At 40.0% G+C, this 18,733-nt stretch carries 18 protein-coding genes and 1 pseudogene; 10 read left to right on the top strand and 9 right to left on the bottom strand.

Annotation, left to right across the window (positions count from 1 at the left end; translation table 11 throughout):
* Positions 1-330: 330 nt before the first annotated feature.
* The 3 genes and pseudogenes from AC3CAU_RS03090 to AC3CAU_RS03080 form a co-directional block, all read right to left on the bottom strand.
* Complete coding sequence (locus AC3CAU_RS03090) at positions 331-597, bottom strand: YfhL family 4Fe-4S dicluster ferredoxin (RefSeq protein WP_447053313.1); 267 nt, start codon at positions 595-597, stop codon at positions 331-333.
* 14 nt (positions 598-611) lie between these two features.
* Positions 612-2,021 (bottom strand): prephenate-dependent tRNA uridine(34) hydroxylase TrhP, encoded by a 1,410-nt coding sequence (gene trhP, locus AC3CAU_RS03085; RefSeq protein ID WP_447053312.1) that lies wholly within the window; start codon positions 2,019-2,021, stop codon positions 612-614.
* A gap of 84 nt (positions 2,022-2,105) precedes the next feature.
* Positions 2,106-2,420, bottom strand: a pseudogene (locus AC3CAU_RS03080) (MerR family DNA-binding protein); the annotation flags it as partial.
* Between the two features lie 214 nt (positions 2,421-2,634).
* Here AC3CAU_RS03080 and AC3CAU_RS03075 point away from each other — a divergent pair.
* Together AC3CAU_RS03075 and AC3CAU_RS03070 are read left to right on the top strand one after the other, a co-directional pair.
* A complete protein-coding gene (locus AC3CAU_RS03075; RefSeq protein ID WP_447053311.1) occupies positions 2,635-3,201 on the top strand; it encodes a reverse transcriptase domain-containing protein in 567 nt (188 codons plus the stop codon).
* Complete coding sequence (locus AC3CAU_RS03070) at positions 3,198-3,875, top strand: reverse transcriptase domain-containing protein (RefSeq protein WP_447053310.1); 678 nt, start codon at positions 3,198-3,200, stop codon at positions 3,873-3,875. Before AC3CAU_RS03075 ends, AC3CAU_RS03070 begins: the two co-directional genes overlap by 4 nt.
* 42 nt (positions 3,876-3,917) lie before the next feature.
* Here the strand turns inward: AC3CAU_RS03070 and AC3CAU_RS03065 are convergent, their stop codons facing one another.
* A complete protein-coding gene (locus AC3CAU_RS03065) occupies positions 3,918-4,697 on the bottom strand; it encodes a ferredoxin--NADP reductase (RefSeq protein ID WP_067724336.1) in 780 nt (259 codons plus the stop codon).
* A gap of 105 nt (positions 4,698-4,802) precedes the next feature.
* Between AC3CAU_RS03065 and tsaA the strand changes: the two genes are divergently transcribed.
* Positions 4,803-5,519, top strand: a complete 717-nt coding sequence (tsaA, locus tag AC3CAU_RS03060) for a tRNA (N6-threonylcarbamoyladenosine(37)-N6)-methyltransferase TrmO (protein WP_447053309.1) — start codon at positions 4,803-4,805, stop codon at positions 5,517-5,519.
* Between the two features lie 2 nt (positions 5,520-5,521).
* Here the strand turns inward: tsaA and AC3CAU_RS03055 are convergent, their stop codons facing one another.
* Entirely contained in the window at positions 5,522-6,772 is a 1,251-nt protein-coding gene (locus AC3CAU_RS03055; protein WP_447054324.1) for an MgtC/SapB family protein, read from the bottom strand.
* Positions 6,773-7,026: 254 nt separating this feature from the next.
* On the opposite strand from AC3CAU_RS03055, the gene tfpB reads away from it, so the two are divergent.
* The 4 genes from tfpB (at position 7,027) to AC3CAU_RS03035 (ending at position 11,398) form a co-directional block, all read left to right on the top strand.
* A complete protein-coding gene (tfpB, locus tag AC3CAU_RS03050; protein ID WP_447053308.1) occupies positions 7,027-8,784 on the top strand; it encodes a type IV pilus assembly ATPase TfpB in 1,758 nt (585 codons plus the stop codon).
* Positions 8,785-8,880: 96 nt separating this feature from the next.
* Complete coding sequence (locus tag AC3CAU_RS03045; RefSeq protein ID WP_424620438.1) at positions 8,881-9,243, top strand: NirD/YgiW/YdeI family stress tolerance protein; 363 nt, start codon at positions 8,881-8,883, stop codon at positions 9,241-9,243.
* Positions 9,244-9,393: 150 nt separating this feature from the next.
* Entirely contained in the window at positions 9,394-10,053 is a 660-nt protein-coding gene (locus AC3CAU_RS03040; RefSeq protein ID WP_447053307.1) for a response regulator transcription factor, read from the top strand.
* A gap of 1 nt (position 10,054) precedes the next feature.
* The gene (locus AC3CAU_RS03035) at positions 10,055-11,398 is read left to right on the top strand and encodes a sensor histidine kinase (RefSeq protein WP_447053306.1); all 1,344 of its coding nucleotides are present in this window, start codon (positions 10,055-10,057) and stop codon (positions 11,396-11,398) included.
* Between the two features lie 65 nt (positions 11,399-11,463).
* Here the strand turns inward: AC3CAU_RS03035 and hemP are convergent, their stop codons facing one another.
* The gene (gene hemP / locus AC3CAU_RS03030) at positions 11,464-11,634 is read right to left on the bottom strand and encodes a hemin uptake protein HemP (RefSeq protein ID WP_447053305.1); all 171 of its coding nucleotides are present in this window, start codon (positions 11,632-11,634) and stop codon (positions 11,464-11,466) included.
* A 139-nt stretch (positions 11,635-11,773) separates the two neighbouring features.
* Between hemP and AC3CAU_RS03025 the strand changes: the two genes are divergently transcribed.
* Positions 11,774-12,673: an NUDIX domain-containing protein gene (locus AC3CAU_RS03025; RefSeq protein ID WP_447053304.1), complete on the top strand. Its 900-nt coding sequence runs from the start codon at positions 11,774-11,776 to the stop codon at positions 12,671-12,673.
* A 71-nt stretch (positions 12,674-12,744) separates the two neighbouring features.
* On the opposite strand, the gene AC3CAU_RS03020 is transcribed toward AC3CAU_RS03025, so the two are convergent.
* Together AC3CAU_RS03020 and mrcB are read right to left on the bottom strand one after the other, a co-directional pair.
* Positions 12,745-13,293: a tetratricopeptide repeat protein gene (locus tag AC3CAU_RS03020; protein WP_131215964.1), complete on the bottom strand. Its 549-nt coding sequence runs from the start codon at positions 13,291-13,293 to the stop codon at positions 12,745-12,747.
* A 34-nt stretch (positions 13,294-13,327) separates the two neighbouring features.
* Entirely contained in the window at positions 13,328-15,724 is a 2,397-nt protein-coding gene (gene mrcB, locus AC3CAU_RS03015; RefSeq protein WP_447054323.1) for a penicillin-binding protein 1B, read from the bottom strand.
* A 415-nt stretch (positions 15,725-16,139) separates the two neighbouring features.
* Here mrcB and AC3CAU_RS03010 point away from each other — a divergent pair, with 415 nt between their 5' ends.
* Entirely contained in the window at positions 16,140-17,081 is a 942-nt protein-coding gene (locus AC3CAU_RS03010; RefSeq protein ID WP_131215882.1) for an NAD(+) kinase, read from the top strand.
* 3 nt (positions 17,082-17,084) lie between these two features.
* Positions 17,085-17,357, top strand: a complete 273-nt coding sequence (locus AC3CAU_RS03005; protein WP_447053303.1) for a YeaC family protein — start codon at positions 17,085-17,087, stop codon at positions 17,355-17,357.
* A 298-nt stretch (positions 17,358-17,655) separates the two neighbouring features.
* Here AC3CAU_RS03005 and AC3CAU_RS03000 read toward each other — a convergent pair whose 3' ends face one another.
* Positions 17,656-18,660, bottom strand: a complete 1,005-nt coding sequence (locus tag AC3CAU_RS03000; RefSeq protein WP_447053302.1) for a glycosyl transferase family protein — start codon at positions 18,658-18,660, stop codon at positions 17,656-17,658.
* Positions 18,661-18,733: the final 73 nt, after the last annotated feature.

Below are 18,733 nucleotides of genomic sequence, written 5' to 3'. Positions count from 1 at the left end.
CAACGGGTGAAGGCGCCAAAGCATCCCTGTCTGCTTTTGATTACATTATCCGTTCTGGGCAATAAAAGAAAAAGGTCGGTGTGTCCCCAAGCACACTGACCTTGATTAGCGCTTTATTTTGAATATTATTTTTCTTAATATTCTCGTTTTACAGGAACTTTGGAGGCTAACACCCAAGTTCCTTTTTTTATGCCTGCAATATGCCGCCAGCTAAAGTATCCCCACATACTTGGACGGTTTACATTTTGCATTTTCCTTTTTTGTTTTACGCCCTTTTATTGTTCTTTCTCCAAAGTTGATTTATTACAAACAGCAATTTTTGTTCCATTTTTATTTATTGGATAAGTAATTAAATAAATTCAAAGCCTTAAACTTATGCATCAATTGCTCTTGTGTTTCCATATGCTCAGGATGCGGAATAATGCACTCAATTGGACACACGGCTATACAGGTTTGATGTTCATAAAAGCCCATACATTCAGTGCAACGATCAACATCAATTTCATATACTTTTGTCCCTTCATAAATCGCATCATTCGGACATTGCGGTAGACACATATCGCAATTGATGCATTTATCAGTAATCAGCAAAGCCATCCTAATCTCTCTAATTAGACGGCTTGATAAGCCAGGGAAGATGCTGAAATATCTGCAGTTGAATTCGGCAAGTTGCGAATCAGCAGGGCATAGCACATATCGACATCGGCAGGGACAGGAATATCTACAATATGGCCTGAACCTTTGGCGTCAATAATCAGATTGCTTTTTTTATCTTTAATTTCAGTCAAGGTAAAAGTGATGTTGCCTGAAGTGGTCATCAGCTCAAGCGAGTCACCGACCACAAAACGGTTTTTCACATCAATCTTGATGTAGTCACCGTTACGCTCTAACACTTCACCGACAAACTGCTGATGGTCAAAACGCGATGAACCGGTTTCATAGTTTTGATATTCAGTATGCACATGACGGCGCAGGAAACCTTCGGTATAGCCACGATTCGCCAACCCTTCCAGTTGAGTCATCAATGCTGGATCAAAAGGTTTGCCTTCAAGCGCATCATCAATCGCTTTACGGTAAATCTGTGCAGTACGGGCGCAGTAGAAGTAAGATTTGGTACGACCTTCAATCTTTAATGAATGAATGCCCATTTTCGCTAAACGGTCGACATGTTGTACCGCACGTAGGTCTTTAGAGTTCATGAAGTAAGTGCCATGTTCGTCTTCTTCAGCTGCGAACATGTCTTCTTCATTGCGTTGTAATAAAACCGGCTCGCCAAATTGGTGTTGTTCTAGGGCGTGTTGCTCATCTGCATCTTTGTTTTTGCAGCATGACGCATCTTTGAATGAGTCTTCAATTTGTGTAACTGGAATCACATCTCCAGTTTCATCTTCAACTGCTTGGTGAATTTTATAATCCCAGCGACACGCATTGGTGCAAGCACCCTGATTGGCATCACGTTTGTTCATATAGCCAGAAAGCAGGCAACGACCGGAATAAGCCATACATAATGCACCATGCACGAAAACTTCAATTTCCATACCCGGTACATTATTTTTAATTTCTTCAATTTCTTCGATTGAGAGTTCACGGGACAAAATGACCCGAGTTAAGCCCATATTTTGCCAAAACTTCACCGTTGCCCAGTTCACAGCATTGGCCTGAACCGACAGATGTACCGAAACATCTGGAAAATGCTCACGTACCATCATGATGAGGCCCGGGTCAGACATAATTAGGGCATCAGGTTGCATGGCAACCACAGGTTCTAAGTCACGAATAAAGTTTTTCAACTTGGAGTTATGCGGTTGAATATTCACCACTACATAGAATTTTTTGCCTAGTGCATGAGCTTCCTCAATACCTATTTTTAGATTGTCATGATCGAACGCATTATTGCGCACACGTAAACTATAACGCGGCTGGCCTGCATATACGGCATCCGCACCATAGGCAAATGCATAGCGCATATTTTTCAGTGAGCCGGCAGGAGAGAGAAGTTCGGTTACGTGCGAAATGGTCATGTCAATAAAGGCATAAAAAATTTATGGCTTTATTGTAAGGATCTAAAAAAATGATTCAACCTAGTATTTTAGTTGGGTTTCTAGTTATTTTTCAGCTTCAAGCTGCTTTAAAATCTGGCAACTATCAATGCTTTGCGTAGTACTGCAAGAGGCGCGTAGCTGGATGAGCTGTTGTTGAAATTTTTTTAATTCTATAATTTTATCAGTTACTTGTGAAATATGTTGCTCAATCAGTTGATTCACGGCATGACAGCTTTGCGATGGCTGTTGTTCTAATTCGAGCAATGTTTCAATCTCGTTTAATGAAATATCCAGCGCACGACAGCGCTTAATAAACACTAATCGTTTGAATGTATTTTCATCATAATAGCGATAATTGTCGTGACCACGGAAGCTGGGTTAGTGAAGTTTTTTCAAAATTTACTTGAAATTTAAGAATATAACCTTTAAATATGATGTAGATATTTTTATGCTCTTTCGAGCACCCAATCGCACCTAGAGTCACAGGACGCATCATTGTGTTCCGAGTACTTGGCAATGGCGACCGACAAGGTTTCATCGTTGAGTAAGACGAATAGGAAGCGATATGCTGCAACTCTGAAACTATGTGACCATGACCTTGCAAGAGCATAGTGAAACGGGAATGGAATTTTATCAATATTGTCAGCAAGAGTTTGATGCTGAGTTAAGTAAGTTCAAAACGAAACTTGGTAAGAAAAAGTCAGCTTTAACATATCATTCAAAATATATAACGGTAGATGAATTCTTTGAAGATAGAGAAAAATCTAAACTAGAAATAATAAATTCTATTCAATTAAACAAGTTTAAATTTGATCCTCTCACTCCAATTTTTCTTCCAAAAGATAAAAATAATTATCGTATGGTTTGCGTCCCATCCGTCAAGGATAGGTTGGTTCAATTGTTATTTATCTCTTATTTAGAAAAGATAGAAAAAAAGAAAAATTTGCAAGCTCAGGATTTTGCTTATAAAGAAAAATATGCAGAATTAAAAGGAGTGAAAGGAGCACATGATAAATTAAAAAATCTGAGAAAAAAGTATAAATATGCTTTGAAAACAGATATTGAATCGTTCTTTGATAATTTAGATAGAAATAGAATTTTAAAATTATTTGAAAAAAAGTTGGGTTACCTAGTTTACAGATATTCTTTAAGACAATGATAAATTCCGGCCCTATTCCAAGATTGATTCAAGCCACAACAGATGAGCAGTTTAGAATATTTTCTACGATGATAAATAATAAAAAAGGTAGAGGAATTAGACAAGGTATGCCCATAGCTTCCTTATTAGCTTCATTTTATTTACAAGATTTTGAAATTGTTTTGCAAAATGCACAAATTGAATTTGTTAGATATGCTGATGATTTAGTTGTATTTGCAAATACAAGAGATGAAATTGAAAAACACTTTGAACTAATAAGACATGAATTGAACAAAATACAACTTTCTATACCAGATATTGGATCGGGAAAATCAGAAATTTATACTTCTTCTCAAACGGTAATATTTTTAGGGCTGGAACTTAAAAAGGTTGGAACTGAGTTCAAATTATTTATTCCTCAAAAGGCATTTTCGGAATTAAATAAAAAAATTATAGAATTACAAGGATATAAAAAGAATATAAAAACTGGTTTGAACTTTTATAAGACTTGCCAAAAAATGGATCAAATTTGCAATGGATATATAGTTTGTTATGAGTTCACATCCAATCTAAATGAATTTAAAAAACATGTAGAAGAAAGAAAGTCATTTGTATATAAACGTTTACTTGCACCTTTAGGTATTGATTACACAAAACTTTCCTCTGAAAAGAAAAAATATTTCTTTAATGAATAAAAAAACCGAGCAATTCAGCTCGGCTTTTAGATTCAAAGAATCTTATTTTTCAACGAATGCACGTTCAATCACGTAGTCGCCAAGAACACCCATTTTAGGAGATTCTTTTAAACCGTGTTGGTCAAGCAAAGCAACCACGTCGTCTAGGAATGCCGGGCTACCGCAAAGCATTGCGCGGTCAGTTTCCGGGTTGAAACGTGGTAAACCAATTTTTTCAAACAGTTGACCAGATTCAATAGCAGTGGTTACACGACCTTGAGTGTGGAATTCTTCGCGCGTTACTGTCGGGTAGTAAATCAATTTGTCTTTAATACCCAGTTCTTCAAAGAATTCGTGATTTGGAAGTTCGTTTAGAATCAAGTCTTGGTAAGCCAATTCAGAAATAAAGCGCGTACCGTGAACCACAATCACTTTTTCAAAGCGTTCATAGGTTTCTGGGTCACGAATCGTTGACAAGAACGGCGCAAGACCAGTACCAGAAGAAAGAAGGTACAAGTTTTTACCTGGGTTTAAATCGTCAAGAACCAAAGTTCCTGTCGGTTTACGGGAGACTAAAATATCATCGCCCACTTTTACTTTTTGTAAAATAGAAGTTAAAGGACCATCTGGCACTTTAATAGAGAAAAACTCTAACTCTTCTTCATAGTTAGCGCTAGCAATAGAATAAGCACGCATTAAAGGCTTACCATTTACTTCCAGTCCAATCATCACAAATTGACCATTTTTAAAACGTAACGCAGTGTCGCGAGTGGTTTTAAAACTGAATAATGTGTCATTCCAGTGGTGTACGTGAGTAATCTTTTCGACGTTGAAAGCAGCCATTAAAGGTCTCAATAAATTATCAAATTAGAACAGCTTACTATTCTAATCTAAAAACATTCTCGATAAACTGAATATATTTAATTGACCTTATCAGAAAAAGTGATTATGACTGAGATTAAAGTGCCAATAATCGGGTATATGAATTCTCCCTACCGTGAAAAATTTGGCATCCCTAGACAGCCAAATCTGGTTCAGGTCGAATCTTATATTGAAATGCTGGAACCGTATAATGATTTACTTGCATTTGAAGGGATCGGTGAATTCAGTCATTTGTGGCTCATCTGGCAATTCCATGATAATAAAAATCAACAAGATAGCACAAAATTTCGCCCACAAGTCCGTCCACCGCGTTTAGGGGGGAATCAGAAAATAGGTGTGTTCGCGACACGCAGCATGTACCGTCCTGCACCCATGGGTTTGTCTGTGGTTCAACTCAAAGAAGTCAAGAAAGTCGGTAAGTCAGTTCGGGTCTATGTCACAGGCAGTGACTTATTGAATGGCACGCCAATTATAGATATCAAGCCTTATATCCAGTATTCCGATGCAGTACTGAATGCACAAAGTGGTTATGCACAAGATGAACCTGCACGAATACCAGTGATTTGGACAGAAAATGCTGAGCAGCAAAAGCAAGATTTAATTCAATGTAAGAAGCTAGATCATCGAATTGTGAATGAACTGGAACAGGTTTTATCGCTCGATCCAAGACCGGCTTATCAAAATGATCCTGAGCGGATTTATAAAATGAATTTCGCCCATTTTGATGTGAGCTTTTGTGTGGGAGAGGATCATATGACGATAATAGAAATTGTTGAACTTTGAGCTTAACGCTCTACCATCCACCAAAGCATACCTATTAAAACGGTCATATGTAGAATTTGCACAGGTGCAAAATAGAGTGCAAATTTTAAGCCACCGCTGATAGCTGCATTAATGGATTTAGAAACCGCATGAGCACCTAGGCCTAACATCATTGCATACATCAAGCTGGTGTTTGTGGGTTCACCTTGAATCACTACAGCAGCCGCAGCGGCATGAATTTCAAACAGTGAAGCCAGGAGCGTACCTGCAATTAAACCCGAATCACCGAGTAAAATTTCAAGCCCATACACGCCAGCCTGAATAATGGTTAAAGTCACTGCAATAATCGCGGCTTCTTTTAAGCTAAACATGGGACTATCTTCAGGCTCTATTTCTTCGACAGGTTCTGCTTTACGTAAAAGCCAATAAGCACAAAACGCTAGAATAGCGATAGCAGTGAGTGAGGGAAATATCAGTAATTTTAGCCAAGTTAAAGAGACACCTCCTACCACAATGAATAACAGTAGCAAAGTTGAAATACAGGACATCAGTGCTGCACCGGCATTTGATCGGGCATCGATCCCTTCATTACGTACTTGCATGCCTAAATGCGCAATCGTTGCGGTACTGGATACAAACCCCGAAGCAATTGAAGAAAGGATGAGTGCTCTTTTTTTTGAAAGTAAGCGTTTAGCAATATGTGCCAATGCTTGAACAACAAGAATCAGGGTAAGCAGTTTTAAAATAATATGCGGGTTAAGCACTGCACCCCATAAAGGGACATTGGGGGTGAGCGGTAGACCAATTAAAATCAGTGCCAGTAAAAATAAACCATCTTTAAATTCTGCTTCAGTAACCCATTTGCCTGCAAACCCATGAATCGAATGCTTCATCATTAAAATAAAGGTAAGCACTACGGACAAGCTGGCAGCCAGTGTGATATTCCAAATACACAGCGCGCCAATAAAATAGGTCATCACGAAAGCCAGTTCAGTGGTTACTCCCGGATCTTTTAGCTGATTTTTAAGCGAAAAAATACTAATTGCAGCCACACTCATTGCACCTACAACCCCAAAAACAGGTCCAAAGCTAAAGCATAGCGCACCAAGTAATGCACAGATTACAAAGGAGCGAACTCCGGCAAAACTGTGCTGGTTTTCACGTTGCTTGCTTCGTTCCCGTTCTAAACCAATCAGCAAACCACAGCCTAAAGCCGCTGCCATAATCATCAGCAGTTCTTGAAATGAGGTGCTTTGCAGTGACGGATCGAGCATATTATTCAAAGGGTTTATCCAAGTATTTGTATGGAAAATTCAGTTGCTTAATTCATCAGCATATTTAGTATTATTCGCTATAAATCAGTGAAAGTAAAAGCATCATAGTTGCCAAAAAAGTTATAGTTTTCATTTGAATGACCTATACGCTGGATTGGCTTTAAAAAAGCCTAAGAAATTTTTTTTCTAAAACTGAGATAAGTCAGATGAAATTTAGTTTGCTATAGTGTGCTTAGGTTTTGGGGCTTAGAACAATGAAGTTTAATTTTGAAATGGACACATCTTGGTGTTTGGAACAACTACAAAAAGATGGACGTATTACCGAGCGTAACAAGCTACTGATACAAACCACACACCGCCAGCGTGAGCAACTGAAATGGCATCCCTTGCAGTGGATTGCACATTTTAATCTGGTCGATCTATCCCATCCGCAATCTACCTTAACCTTAAACCGATTGTGTCAATGGATTGCAGAAAAAGCCAATATTCCTTTTTATATTATTGATCCTTTAAAAGCCGATGTGGGTGCTTTAACCAATATCATGTCGCAAGAATTTGCCGTGCGTAATAAAATTTTGGCGGTAGAAATTCAGCCAGACAAAGTCCTGATTGCAACAGATCAGCCCTTTAAAACGGAATGGGTGGCCAATCTTGAACATACGATTGCACCAAAAAAAATTCAGCGTGTTTTATTAAGCCCGGATCAATTACAGCGTTATCTGGTCGAATATTATCAAGTCAGCCGTGCAGTTAATTCATCACAAAAGTCCAGTGCTTATGATCGTGATAACAAAGGTGTGGAAGCACTTTTACAATTGGGCGATACGCAAAACCCGGATGCCAATGATCAACACATTGTAAAACTTGTCGATTGGGTGTTGCAGTTCGCTTTTGAGCAAGGAGCGAGTGATATTCATCTCGAGCCGCGTAAAGATGCCGGAAAAGTACGTTTCCGAATAGATGGTGTGTTACATACTATTTATAAAATGCCGGCCAATACACTGACTGCCGTGATTTCGCGAATTAAAATTCTAGGTCGCATGAATGTCGCGGAAAAACGCAAACCTCAAGATGGTCGATTAAAAACCCGCACGCCTAAAGGACAAGAAACCGAGTTGCGTTTATCGACTTTGCCGACTGCTTTTGGCGAGAAATTGGTGATGCGTATTTTTGACCCGGAAGTGTTGGTTCGCAGTTTTCAGCAGCTGGGTTTTGAAGGGGGGTTGCTGAATGATTGGCGGGCTTTAACTGCACATAGTCACGGGATTATTCTGGTGACTGGTCCGACAGGTTCAGGGAAAACCACTACACTATATTCGTCACTTAAACAGCTGGCGACTGAAGAAGTCAATGTCTGTACCATTGAAGATCCGATCGAGATGCTAGAACCAAGCTTTAACCAGATGCAGGTCAATCAAGGCATTGACTTGGGTTTTGCTGATGGCGTGCGCGCTTTAATGCGTCAGGATCCGGACATTATTATGGTCGGTGAGATTCGTGATCATGATACGGCCAATATGGCGATTCAAGCAGCATTAACCGGTCACTTGGTGCTATCCACGCTACATACCAATGATGCACCATCGAGTCTGACTCGTTTACATGATTTAGGTGTACAGCCATTTTTAACTGCAGCGACTATTTTAGGGGTGTTGGCACAACGTCTGGTACGAAAACTTTGCCCGCACTGTAAAGCAGAAACTTTTATCAATGAGCAAGAGTGGAAGCATTTGACCTACGACTTTAATATTGCTATGCCAGACTTTGTGTTCCAAGCGGTCGGTTGCGAAGAGTGTCGACATACAGGCTATAAAGGACGTGTCGGCATCTATGAATTTATGCCTTTAAGTCTGGAAACCAAGCAACTGATTGGTGCAAATGCCAATTTAAATGAATTACGTCAGCAAGCCAAGAAAGAAGGGGTAGAACCATTGCGTATTGCAGGTGCACGCAAGGTTTTGGATGGACTGACCACTTTGGAAGAGGTATTGCGGGTTGTTCCCTTGAATTAAGTATTTTTGAAGATGAAGAAATCTTAAGATTCACCTCATCTTAATTTGTTTTAATCACTTTATCGAAATGATGAACAAAAAGATGAGGGCTTCAATATGAACATGATCTCAAAAGCAGCTTTAATTACCGGTTTGATCGGTGCATCTACTTTTGCTTTGGCAAATACCGCAATCAATCAAACGGCTATTGCACCGACAACTACTACTTCGGTTAAACAGGCTTTAGGCTTGAAAGATGATACGAAAGTACAGCTTAAAGGTTATGTGGTGAAAGCGGTCGGTGATGAAAAATACCAGTTCCGTGATAACACTGGAACCATTACAGTCGATATTGATGATGAGTTATGGCAAGGTAAACCTATAAATGCCAAAACTCCACTTACCTTGATTGGTGAAGTGGATATTGATTACAAACCTGCAAAACGTGTTGAAATTGATGTAGATGCAGTTCAATTTTAAAATAATTGAGATGTTGAAATAAAGCGATCAGTGGCTTACATAGCCTCTTTCCAAGACCACATGAATGATTCATGTGGTCTTTTGGTTTAAGCTCTTTTTCAAAGCATGCTATGTTAAAAGCCAATCATGCCAAATACTTGAGAACAACATATGCGAATCTTACTGGCAGAAGATGATGCTTCCCAGGCAGAGAGCATCAAAACCTGGTTAGAAATGGATGGTTATAATATTGACTGGGTCGAGCGTGGTGATCACGCCATTTTAGCCATTGAGCAGCATCAGTATGATTGTGTCTTACTAGATCGGGGGCTACCCAAAGCCACGGGTGATGAAATTCTTAAAACGTTAAGAGCGCAGCAGCAGCAAACGCCTGTGATTTTTATCACTGCTCGGGACAGTATTCAAGATCGTGTCGAAGGTCTGGATTTAGGCGCCAATGATTATCTGGTCAAGCCGTTTAGTCTGGAAGAGCTTTCTGCGCGCGTGCGTTCACAATTACGACAGCATCAAAGCAGTGCAGATCAATATTTGCGCTATGCAAATCTGGTGTTAGACCCGCAAGCCAAAACACTGATTCAGGATAGTCAGACTGTCAATTTAACTGCCAAGGAATTTCAGATTTTGCATAAGCTGATGCAAAAACCTGAACATGTAATGACCCGTGAGCAGCTGGAAGAATCACTCTATGCATGGGGCGATGAAATCGAAAGTAATGCGATAGAAGTGTTTATCTATCAATTGCGTAAAAAGATTGGCAGCCAATATATCAAAACCATTCGTGGTTTGGGCTATCGTATGAGTCAGGATTAATATGCCGCAAGCCGTGTCTCTACAAAGCCGTCTGATCAGGACATCATTATTCAGTTCAATGGTGGCGGGTGTGCTGGCATTGCTGCTTTTTGTGGGGGTTTCGCTCTATCAGACCATGCAGGTGCAAGATCAACTCATGAATGAAATTGCAGACATGCTGTTAATTTCGGATGTGACTACGAGTTCAGGACAACAGGTGGATGAACTCAGCGATGAATTTGATATTCAATATCAACTCAAAGATCAGCAGCAGGTGCTGACTGCATCAAAAGATTTCCATTTAGAAGAACAGTCCTCAAAGATCAAAAATAATGTATCTGAAGGCTATGATTTTATTTGGCAAGACCTGCAATTGTGGCGTATGTACAGAGCTGAAGATGCTGAGCTGAATATGTCGGTATTGGTGTTACAACCGCTAGGAGAACGTTTTAAAGATTTAGCTCAGAATGTGATGGGTTATGCTCTGGTATTGGTCTTGCTCTGGTTGACGCAGTGGCTGATTTTACACTTTGCAGTGAAACGTCAATTTAAAGTCATTCATCAATTGTCCAAAAATATTGCTGAAAAAAATGCCAATGATCTCACTCCGATTCAGCAGCAAGTGCCCGAGTTAAAAGAATTACAACCGATAGTCTGGCAACTGAATCAAATGTTGCAGCGGCTTAAACAATCCTTGGTTGCAGAGCAGCGCTTTACTGCGGATGCCTCGCATGAGTTACGTTCGCCTTTATCGGCTATTCAAATGCGTTTGCAGGTATTAAAACGTAAATATCCAGATTTAACTCAGGACTTGGTCAGTATTCAAAATGATGTCAGTCGTGGCACACAAGTCTTGGAAAACCTGCTTTTACTGGCGCGTCTTGATCCGACCAATACCCGTCAATTACCAAAAACTGAAATTGACTTGCAGGTGATAGTAAAAGATGTTGTTCAGGCTTTACAGCCTTTTGCTACCAAGAAAAGTATTCAAATCCAGACTCAGCTTTCGCCTCATCTTGCTATTTTGGCTAATGAAAAACTTATTTTCAGTTGTGTACGAAACCTGATGGATAATGCCATTCGATATGTCGGGCAAAATGGTCATGTATTTATTAATGTGCAACAGCAGCATCAAAAGCTAACGATGACGATTGAGGATGATGGGCAGGGTGTAACAGAAGAGGTCTTGCAACGCTTGGGCGAACGCTTTTATCGTGCTTTAGGTACAAAAACTCAAGGTTCAGGTTTAGGACTTTCGATTTGTCAGAAAATTATTGAATTGCATGCAGCCGAAATGCATTTTTCTCAATCCAGTCATGGTGGATTAAAAGTTGAACTGCAATTTCCGGTGAATATCCACCGCTAAAAAGCAGTATGTTTGTATACATACTGCTTGTTTCCACGAATATTATTAATTGGCTTGTTATTCTTTTATTTGGTCAGAATCAGTCGATTGTTACGGGTTAAACGTAAACGGTATTCTTCTCCAGCATGCATAATTCGAATTTCTCGGCCCAAGGAAAATAAGTTGTTGGAATGCAACATCGGTAGTGACTGTGTTACATCATTATTACGGGTAAATAAGCTAAATGGTGCGTTCATTCCTTCGACTCCGTGGTATATAGTGAACGTTTTAAATGATAATCATTATCGAATAGACCTGTCAATCAATTATTTAAGATTTTATAAAAAACCTAAATTTGCTTACACTCTGTAATATTTTCACGCAAAGGAGTACGGAATGTCGAAACCTACGATTCACATTGCAATTGGAATCTTGTTGCATCAGAACAAGGTACTTGTAGGATGGCGTGAAGCAAAACAGCATCAGGGAAATAAGCATGAATTTCCAGGTGGTAAAGTTGAAGAAGCAGAAAGTCCCTTAGCCGCCTGTCGCCGTGAAATTTATGAAGAAGTGGGTATTGGGCTGCAGGACTGGCATGCTTTTAATGTGATTCGCCATGAATACGATGATGTGATCGTCAATTTGCATTTATTTCATGCCATCGTACCGACTCCACTCTTGAATGAAATTCAACAGCCCTGGACGTGGTACAGCCGTGATGAATTACTGAGTTTAAATTTCCCCAAAGCCAATCAAGCCATGATTAAACGATTGTATTGGGCACATCAGATTAAAATTTCAGATCAGTTAAGTGCATTAAACCAGTTGCAATCAGACCAGTTGATGTATTGGCGTGTTGAGGGTACTCAGGCACAGATCATTGAAATTTCAGGCTTAAGCGTTGAACAATTATCTAAACTGATTGTGAATATTGACCTTTATCAACAGTTAAATTCAATTCAACAGCAAGCCATTTCAGCCATTCATTTAAAACAGTCGCAAGTGCTGTCCTTGATGCAAGGCGATTTAATTATCGGTAAGCGTTATATCGCTGCTTGTCATGATTTGGTTTCAATGACTCAGGCGCAGAAAATTGGTTGTGATGCAATTCTGTTAAGTCCAGTAGTCGCTACCGAAACGCATCCAGAGACTCGAGCATTAGGGTGGGCGCAGTTTAAAGTTCTTACTTCACAAGTCGAAATTCCTGTTTTTGCTTTGGGTGGAATGCAAGCAGGTGATTTGCCAGAAGCTCAGCAGCAGGGTGCTTATGGAATTGCGGGTATTCGATTTTTATAAAATGTAGAATTTATAAACTACAGAAGGAGATGTATTGAGCTAGGCTTTAACGACTCAATACATCTTAAAAGTTATAAGCCTTTCAATGCCGTTTGTGCTTGTTGAATGGTTTTTGGGTCTTTTTGCTGTTGTGCAGCTTTCAAAATGGCTAACCAGAGCTGTTTCTTCATTGCATTACTTTGAGCATAGCTCAGCCCACGTTGTGCTAAAGCCTCTGCATTTGCGGGTTTATTTTTCTTGTTCGCCACCAAGGCCAAATACAAATAAGTCTCGGCAGCTTGGGGAGCCAAGCGCTGTGCTTGGAGTGCTGCAGCTTCAGCTTGATTCCATTGACCTTGTTTATAAGCAAGCTGAGATTTTTGCATGAGTTTTTTAAATGCAGGAAGTTTTCGGCCATCATCAAATTGTTGCCTGCTTCTTTGTTCAGGAATCACCACCTGCATTTTTTTACGTTGAATTTCTTCACGGTCATAAGGGGTAATGACCACACCAGAAGGAGTTTTAATTTCTTTCTTTTCAGAAGATGGTGTGGGTTCTGCTTTGTTGGTCTCAGGCGTTGGCAGGCTTTGACAGCCCACCAAACCTATTAGACCTAAACCGATCACAGCCAACTTATACATGTTGAATCGAAGCTTCATTATTGAATCGTCACCACTAGTTATCATAGCTACCGCTTGAAATGACCTGACTGTTATTAGAAGAGTCACGCGGCATTTCAGTTTCACTTTCACGAATATAGTTTTCAATACTATCGTTTTGTTCAGGTTCGGCCTGATTGTTTTCAGTGTCAGAATTGTAAACCGGTTCTACTTGGTAATAAGGTAAACCACATCCGGTTGCTTGACGTGGCACATTATTACGTAGTATCGGAATGTACATGGCGCCTTCACAACCTTGTGCAGACAAATGCCCAGTTGCGCGGTCAATCCAGTGCCATTGCACATTTTCTGTTTGACGTAAATTTACAGGTTTCTGACGCAGTTGCTTCATGACATTGGTCCAAATAGGCAAAGCACCTGATGAACCGGTTAGGCCAGTCACTTTATTATCATCCAGGCCCAGCCACACCACACTTAGGTAATTACCAGAATAGCCTGCAAACCATGAGTCACGCGTATCGTTGGTGGTTCCCGATTTACCTGCCAGTTTCAAATCGCCAGATAAGGCGTTATAAGCCGAACGACCTGTACCTGAACTCATCACTTGTTGTAAGCCGTAATTCAGAATATAGGCGGCAGAAGGATCAATAGTTTGCTGTACGGTCAGTCCATAACGGTCTAGTAAACGCCCATTTGAATCCACCACAGAACGAATCGATTTGATTGGATATTTAAATCCGCCCGTAGCAAAGTTGCTATAAATACTCATTACTTCCATCGGTGACATATCAACTGCACCGAGGAATATAGATGGATAAGTAGGAATGTCTGAGGTTACGCCAAACTTTTTCAGGTGATTACTGAAAGTTGAAACGCCAAATTCCTGACCTAAACGTACTGCAGCAAGGTTGTATGAATTTGCCAGCGCTTCCGCCATGGGAACTACACCATGCTCGCCACCGCTATAGTTTTTAGGCGTCCAGCTTTTTCCTCCACTTGCAATATTCAGCGCACTATCTTCAATAGGGCTGGCCCAAGTATAGCGTCCCGATTCAATCGCACTTAAATAAATCACTGGTTTAAGTAAAGAGCCCACCTGACGTTTGGCATCCAAAGCACGGTTAAAACCGGTAAAATCTTGTGTAGAACCTACTGCTGCAACCAGTTCACCATTTTCAGGATGCGAAATTAAAACTGCACCCTGTAAATCTTTTAAGCGTTTAGGATTGGCATTGGCTAAACCGGAAACAGATGTTTTAAACGCCTCTTGGACTTTAGTTTGGGCAATTGGATCAAGCGTAGTGAAAATTCTTAAACCTTGATTGGTCAAATCACCTTCTTGATATTCGGTACGCAGTTGGCGACGGACAATATCCAGAAAGTCGGGGAAGCGAGCCGGGCCTAAGGTTGGTTTTGCAATTACATTGAGAGGTCGTGCGACTTCTTGCTCAAACTGTTCCTGAGTGAGATAACCCATAACCAGCATATTGTGTAAAACAATATCACGACGTTTTTTTGCGCCTTCAGGATTTTTCCACGGATTAAAAAGAGTAGGTCCTTGAACTAAACCGACTAAATAGGCTTGTTGAGCGATATTTAATTCTCTCAGTGGTAAACCGAAGTAAAATTGTGAAGCCAGACCATAGCCATTAATAGAGTAACTCCCATTTTGGCCCAGATTTACTTCATTTAAATAAGCTTCTAAAATTTCATCTTTATCATAATGCAGTTCAATTAGCAGAGCCATCAAAGCTTCATTAACTTTACGTTTCAATGTTCTTTCAGGGCTTAAATAGAAGTTTTTCACTAATTGTTGAGTCAGGGTTGAACCGCCTTGACGTTTACCACCCGTGATATTACTGACTAAAGCACGTGCTGTACCGCGGACTGAAACGCCATGATGATGATAGAAGTTACGGTCTTCCGTCGCGATGAGTGCTTCAATTAAAGGTTTAGGGACTTTGGCGAGTTTAATCAGCATACGGTCTTCATTGTGCTGCGGATAAATACCGCCAATCAACAAAGGCTCTAAACGAGCAATACCGGTAGACGAGGGCTTTGTCGCACTAACTTCAGCAATTTGATTATTGTTAAAAGTGACTTTTAAAACTTGTTCAGGTTCTGCGCTATCGCCAAAATCAAAACCACGGGTATGCACATAGAGTGCATCACCTGAAGTGACATAACTACCTGATTTGGTATAGCTATCAGAGCCTTTATAGCCAAGTAATTTCAGCTCTTGAGTAAAGTCTGTCTGATTAACCGGCGCATTGGTATAAATTTCCAAAGGACGCGCAAATACTTTCGCAGGAATATCCCAGCGTTGTCCTTCAAACTTATTCCGCACAATATTATCCATTCGGATTAAATAGATACTAAAGGCCAAGAAAGCACCAATGACTAATATTGAAAAAATAAGCGCTAGTAAACCGATACCACGTTCAGACTTCATCAATTATTGTAAGATCCTGATAAATTGTGCTAATCATGCGAAGCTTTTCATTTTTTTGCAATAATTAATCTGTGAATGAAGAGAAAATATAATAATTAAAAAGTAAGAAAATTTATAATTAACTTTTGATTTTAAATAAGATACTGTTTTTATAGTACAGCCTGTATTGGGCGAAATCGGGTCAATTTTAAAACCCATTATTCGTTCGGGGGGAGACAGGCAAAATTATAGGTCTCAAGATGCCGCTGATAAAATGTGATCTTTATCATAAAAATCGATATTGCCTAAACCAGTCAGGAGGTTTACTACACTTCGCTTATGTAGGGGAAAGCAAATCGTTATTGAGTAACATATTCATCTAGGTAACGGGTTATATCCAACTTTAAAGTTTTTTAAAATGAATAGGGTTAGTGCTATGATAGGCAGGAATCGTAGCGGAGCGATCACTCAGGTGCAAATTTCACATAAAACTTTTCGAAACATCGGATTAATAGGACGTCCAGATAAATCCTCCGTCGTTGAAACTTTAAGTCTCATTCATGACCATCTTTTAAGTTTAGGACTTCATCCTGTTTTTGATTCTCAAACAGCAGCGCTGGTGCCATATCCCAATACGCAAACTGTCAGTCGTGCTTTACTGGGGGAAGTGGTTGATTTGGTGATTGTGGTCGGTGGCGACGGCTCTTTATTGCATGCCGCACGTGCACTGGTAAAACATAATACGCCTGTCATTGGCGTGAACCGTGGTCGTTTGGGCTTTTTAACCGATATTAAGCCGACCGAAGTTATATTCAAACTCGATCAGGTGCTGAAGGGTGAATTTCAGCTGGATCGCCGTTTCTTGCTGGAAATGGAAATTCGCTCTAAAGGTGAGAGTATTTATGATGCCATCGCTCTGAATGATATAGTTTTACATTCCGGTCGCTCTGTTCACATGATTGACTTCGAATTGAATATTGATGGTCAATATGTCTATCGTCAGCATAGTGATGGTCTGATTGTCTCGACACCTACAGGTTCTACGGCATATGCCTTATCGGGTGGTGGGCCGATTGTCCATCCGGGTATGGATGCTATTTCTTTAGTACCGATGCATCCGCATACGTTGTCTTCACGTCCAATTGTGGTCGGTGGACATAGTGAAATTAAGATTATAATTCGTGAAAATCGCGTGTTACCCATGGTTAGTGCCGATGGTCAGCATAGCGTTTCATTGAATGTCGGTGATAGTTTACATATCCGTAAACATCCATTTAAATTGAATTTACTTCATCCGCCAGGGTATGACTTCTATATGGCATGTCGTACCAAACTGGGGTGGAATCAAGATTTTGACTCTTTACAACAGCAGGATTAAATGATGAATATTGAACAAATGCTGGCCGTACTCGATCCTGAAATTGTTTCGCGTTTAAAAACAGCAGTAGAAATTGGTAAATGGCCTAACGGGATTGTTTTGACGGCTGAACAGCGTCAAACCTGTATGCAGGCAGTTTATGCTTGGGAAATGAAAAATTTGCCTGAAACTGAACGTAGTGGCTATATTGACCGCGGTACCAAAGAAGAAGATGAACATTGTGATTCACATGACCCACAGCAAGACGAAGAATTCAAGCCGATTCGTTTTGTTTAAGTACTTCGTTATAAAAAAAGACACTGCGGTGTCTTTTTTATTGATCCCTAGCTTAAATTAAAGCACATCACGGCCACACGAAGCCTCAAGTCTTCAAATGGCTTTGCATAGGCAAGTTTTACTTTTGACAGGGCAAAAATAAACAAAACCCTTTGTTGTACTCATGATACATCCCTGTATCATGAGTACAAAAATCGGCATCCTGCCGATCTCATGTGATTAAATGCTATTTTAACGTCTAAAAAACAATAAGGAAAAATAGCGCATCACTTGCTCAGGCATTTATCGACATACCCAATCAAATAACTTGGAGACGTTTCACCCAAAGCTCTTTGGCTTTTAACATTGCATCATCAAAAGAAGCACATGCTCCCATTGTATATAAGGCAATCCCAATGGTTTCAGTCACGGCAATTTCACCATATTCATGACTTTGCTTACCTTCCCAAACGGCTTTAAAAACTGCCAAATTCAGTTCTTCTTCAATCGGGCTCCGGTTTTCAGTCAATTTAGGTAATTCGTGCTCGTATAGCTCACCATTTTTAATGCCGCAGATTAAAGTTTTAGCATCGGGATTGCGTTCGAATTCACCACCTTCACCTTTAATGACCGCACTATTATTATAGCCTAGCTTAAAAGCAGCTTGCTGGTGCGAACCGCGATAGGCAGGATGGAAGATCGCTTGCAGCGTTGCTTTGGCATTAAAAGGATTAATCAAACGGGCAAGGGTATGAATTGGGGAGCGTAAGCCCATCACGTTACGTAAGGCAATCAAGTCACTTAAAATAGGTGAAATTGCTTCTAAAGGAAGATAGGCAAAATTGCGTTGTTGTAATTGTTGTTCCACATCTGTGTCATTTTGGCAAATAGCATAACCGAGGTATTCCAATACCTGTTCAGTATAAAGACGGTTAATGGTATGGCCTGATGCACCATGCATCACCACTTTATAGCCCTGTTGTGCCAAAGTCAGGGCAGCCAGTAAAAACCATGGATAATGCTTGCGCTTACCTGCATAAGATGACCAATCTAAGTCAACCTCTAAGTTTTTAAAATTGAGTTGATCACGGGTGGCTTGTACAAAACCGGCAAGTTCATCTACAGATTCTTCTTTAACGCGTAACAGCATTAAAAAAGCACCGAGCTGAACATCCAGCACTTCATCTTTTAAGATCATGCTAAAGGCTTGATAAGCCTCTTCATAGCTAAGCGAACGTGCACCATTTTTTCCTTTACCTACAATACGGACATATTGTGCGAAAGGATGTTCAAAATCTTTGTAGATATTTCTTTTGGTTTGCATAAGACTAACTTTAAATAGGCAAGTAAAATAAGTATGCGGTTATTTTATAAAGTTGATAGAAATATTTCAGCTG

The organism is Acinetobacter sp. GG23 (assembly GCF_057766365.1).
The sequence above is the reverse complement of the archived record's forward strand: the minus strand, read 5'-3'. Positions and strand labels throughout refer to the sequence as shown.

What these genes read in the sequence shown, in the direction of transcription:
- AC3CAU_RS03020 (WP_131215964.1), bottom strand. Translation starts at nt 13,293, where the DNA reads ATGTATAAGTTGGCTGTGATCGGTTTAGGTCTAATAGGTTTGGTGGGC.
- AC3CAU_RS03000 (WP_447053302.1), bottom strand. Translation starts at nt 18,660, where the DNA reads ATGCAAACCAAAAGAAATATCTACAAAGATTTTGAACATCCTTTCGCA.
- AC3CAU_RS03075 (WP_447053311.1), top strand. Translation starts at nt 2,635, where the DNA reads ATGACCTTGCAAGAGCATAGTGAAACGGGAATGGAATTTTATCAATAT.
- AC3CAU_RS03055 (WP_447054324.1), bottom strand. Translation starts at nt 6,772, where the DNA reads ATGCTCGATCCGTCACTGCAAAGCACCTCATTTCAAGAACTGCTGATG.
- trhP (WP_447053312.1), bottom strand. Translation starts at nt 2,021, where the DNA reads ATGACCATTTCGCACGTAACCGAACTTCTCTCTCCTGCCGGCTCACTG.
- AC3CAU_RS03040 (WP_447053307.1), top strand. Translation starts at nt 9,394, where the DNA reads ATGCGAATCTTACTGGCAGAAGATGATGCTTCCCAGGCAGAGAGCATC.
- AC3CAU_RS03035 (WP_447053306.1), top strand. Translation starts at nt 10,055, where the DNA reads ATGCCGCAAGCCGTGTCTCTACAAAGCCGTCTGATCAGGACATCATTA.
- AC3CAU_RS03090 (WP_447053313.1), bottom strand. Translation starts at nt 597, where the DNA reads ATGGCTTTGCTGATTACTGATAAATGCATCAATTGCGATATGTGTCTA.
- AC3CAU_RS03070 (WP_447053310.1), top strand. Translation starts at nt 3,198, where the DNA reads ATGATAAATTCCGGCCCTATTCCAAGATTGATTCAAGCCACAACAGAT.
- AC3CAU_RS03005 (WP_447053303.1), top strand. Translation starts at nt 17,085, where the DNA reads ATGAATATTGAACAAATGCTGGCCGTACTCGATCCTGAAATTGTTTCG.
- tfpB (WP_447053308.1), top strand. Translation starts at nt 7,027, where the DNA reads ATGAAGTTTAATTTTGAAATGGACACATCTTGGTGTTTGGAACAACTA.
- AC3CAU_RS03065 (WP_067724336.1), bottom strand. Translation starts at nt 4,697, where the DNA reads ATGGCTGCTTTCAACGTCGAAAAGATTACTCACGTACACCACTGGAAT.
- AC3CAU_RS03010 (WP_131215882.1), top strand. Translation starts at nt 16,140, where the DNA reads ATGATAGGCAGGAATCGTAGCGGAGCGATCACTCAGGTGCAAATTTCA.
- hemP (WP_447053305.1), bottom strand. Translation starts at nt 11,634, where the DNA reads ATGAACGCACCATTTAGCTTATTTACCCGTAATAATGATGTAACACAG.
- mrcB (WP_447054323.1), bottom strand. Translation starts at nt 15,724, where the DNA reads ATGAAGTCTGAACGTGGTATCGGTTTACTAGCGCTTATTTTTTCAATA.
- tsaA (WP_447053309.1), top strand. Translation starts at nt 4,803, where the DNA reads ATGACTGAGATTAAAGTGCCAATAATCGGGTATATGAATTCTCCCTAC.
- AC3CAU_RS03025 (WP_447053304.1), top strand. Translation starts at nt 11,774, where the DNA reads ATGTCGAAACCTACGATTCACATTGCAATTGGAATCTTGTTGCATCAG.
- AC3CAU_RS03045 (WP_424620438.1), top strand. Translation starts at nt 8,881, where the DNA reads ATGAACATGATCTCAAAAGCAGCTTTAATTACCGGTTTGATCGGTGCA.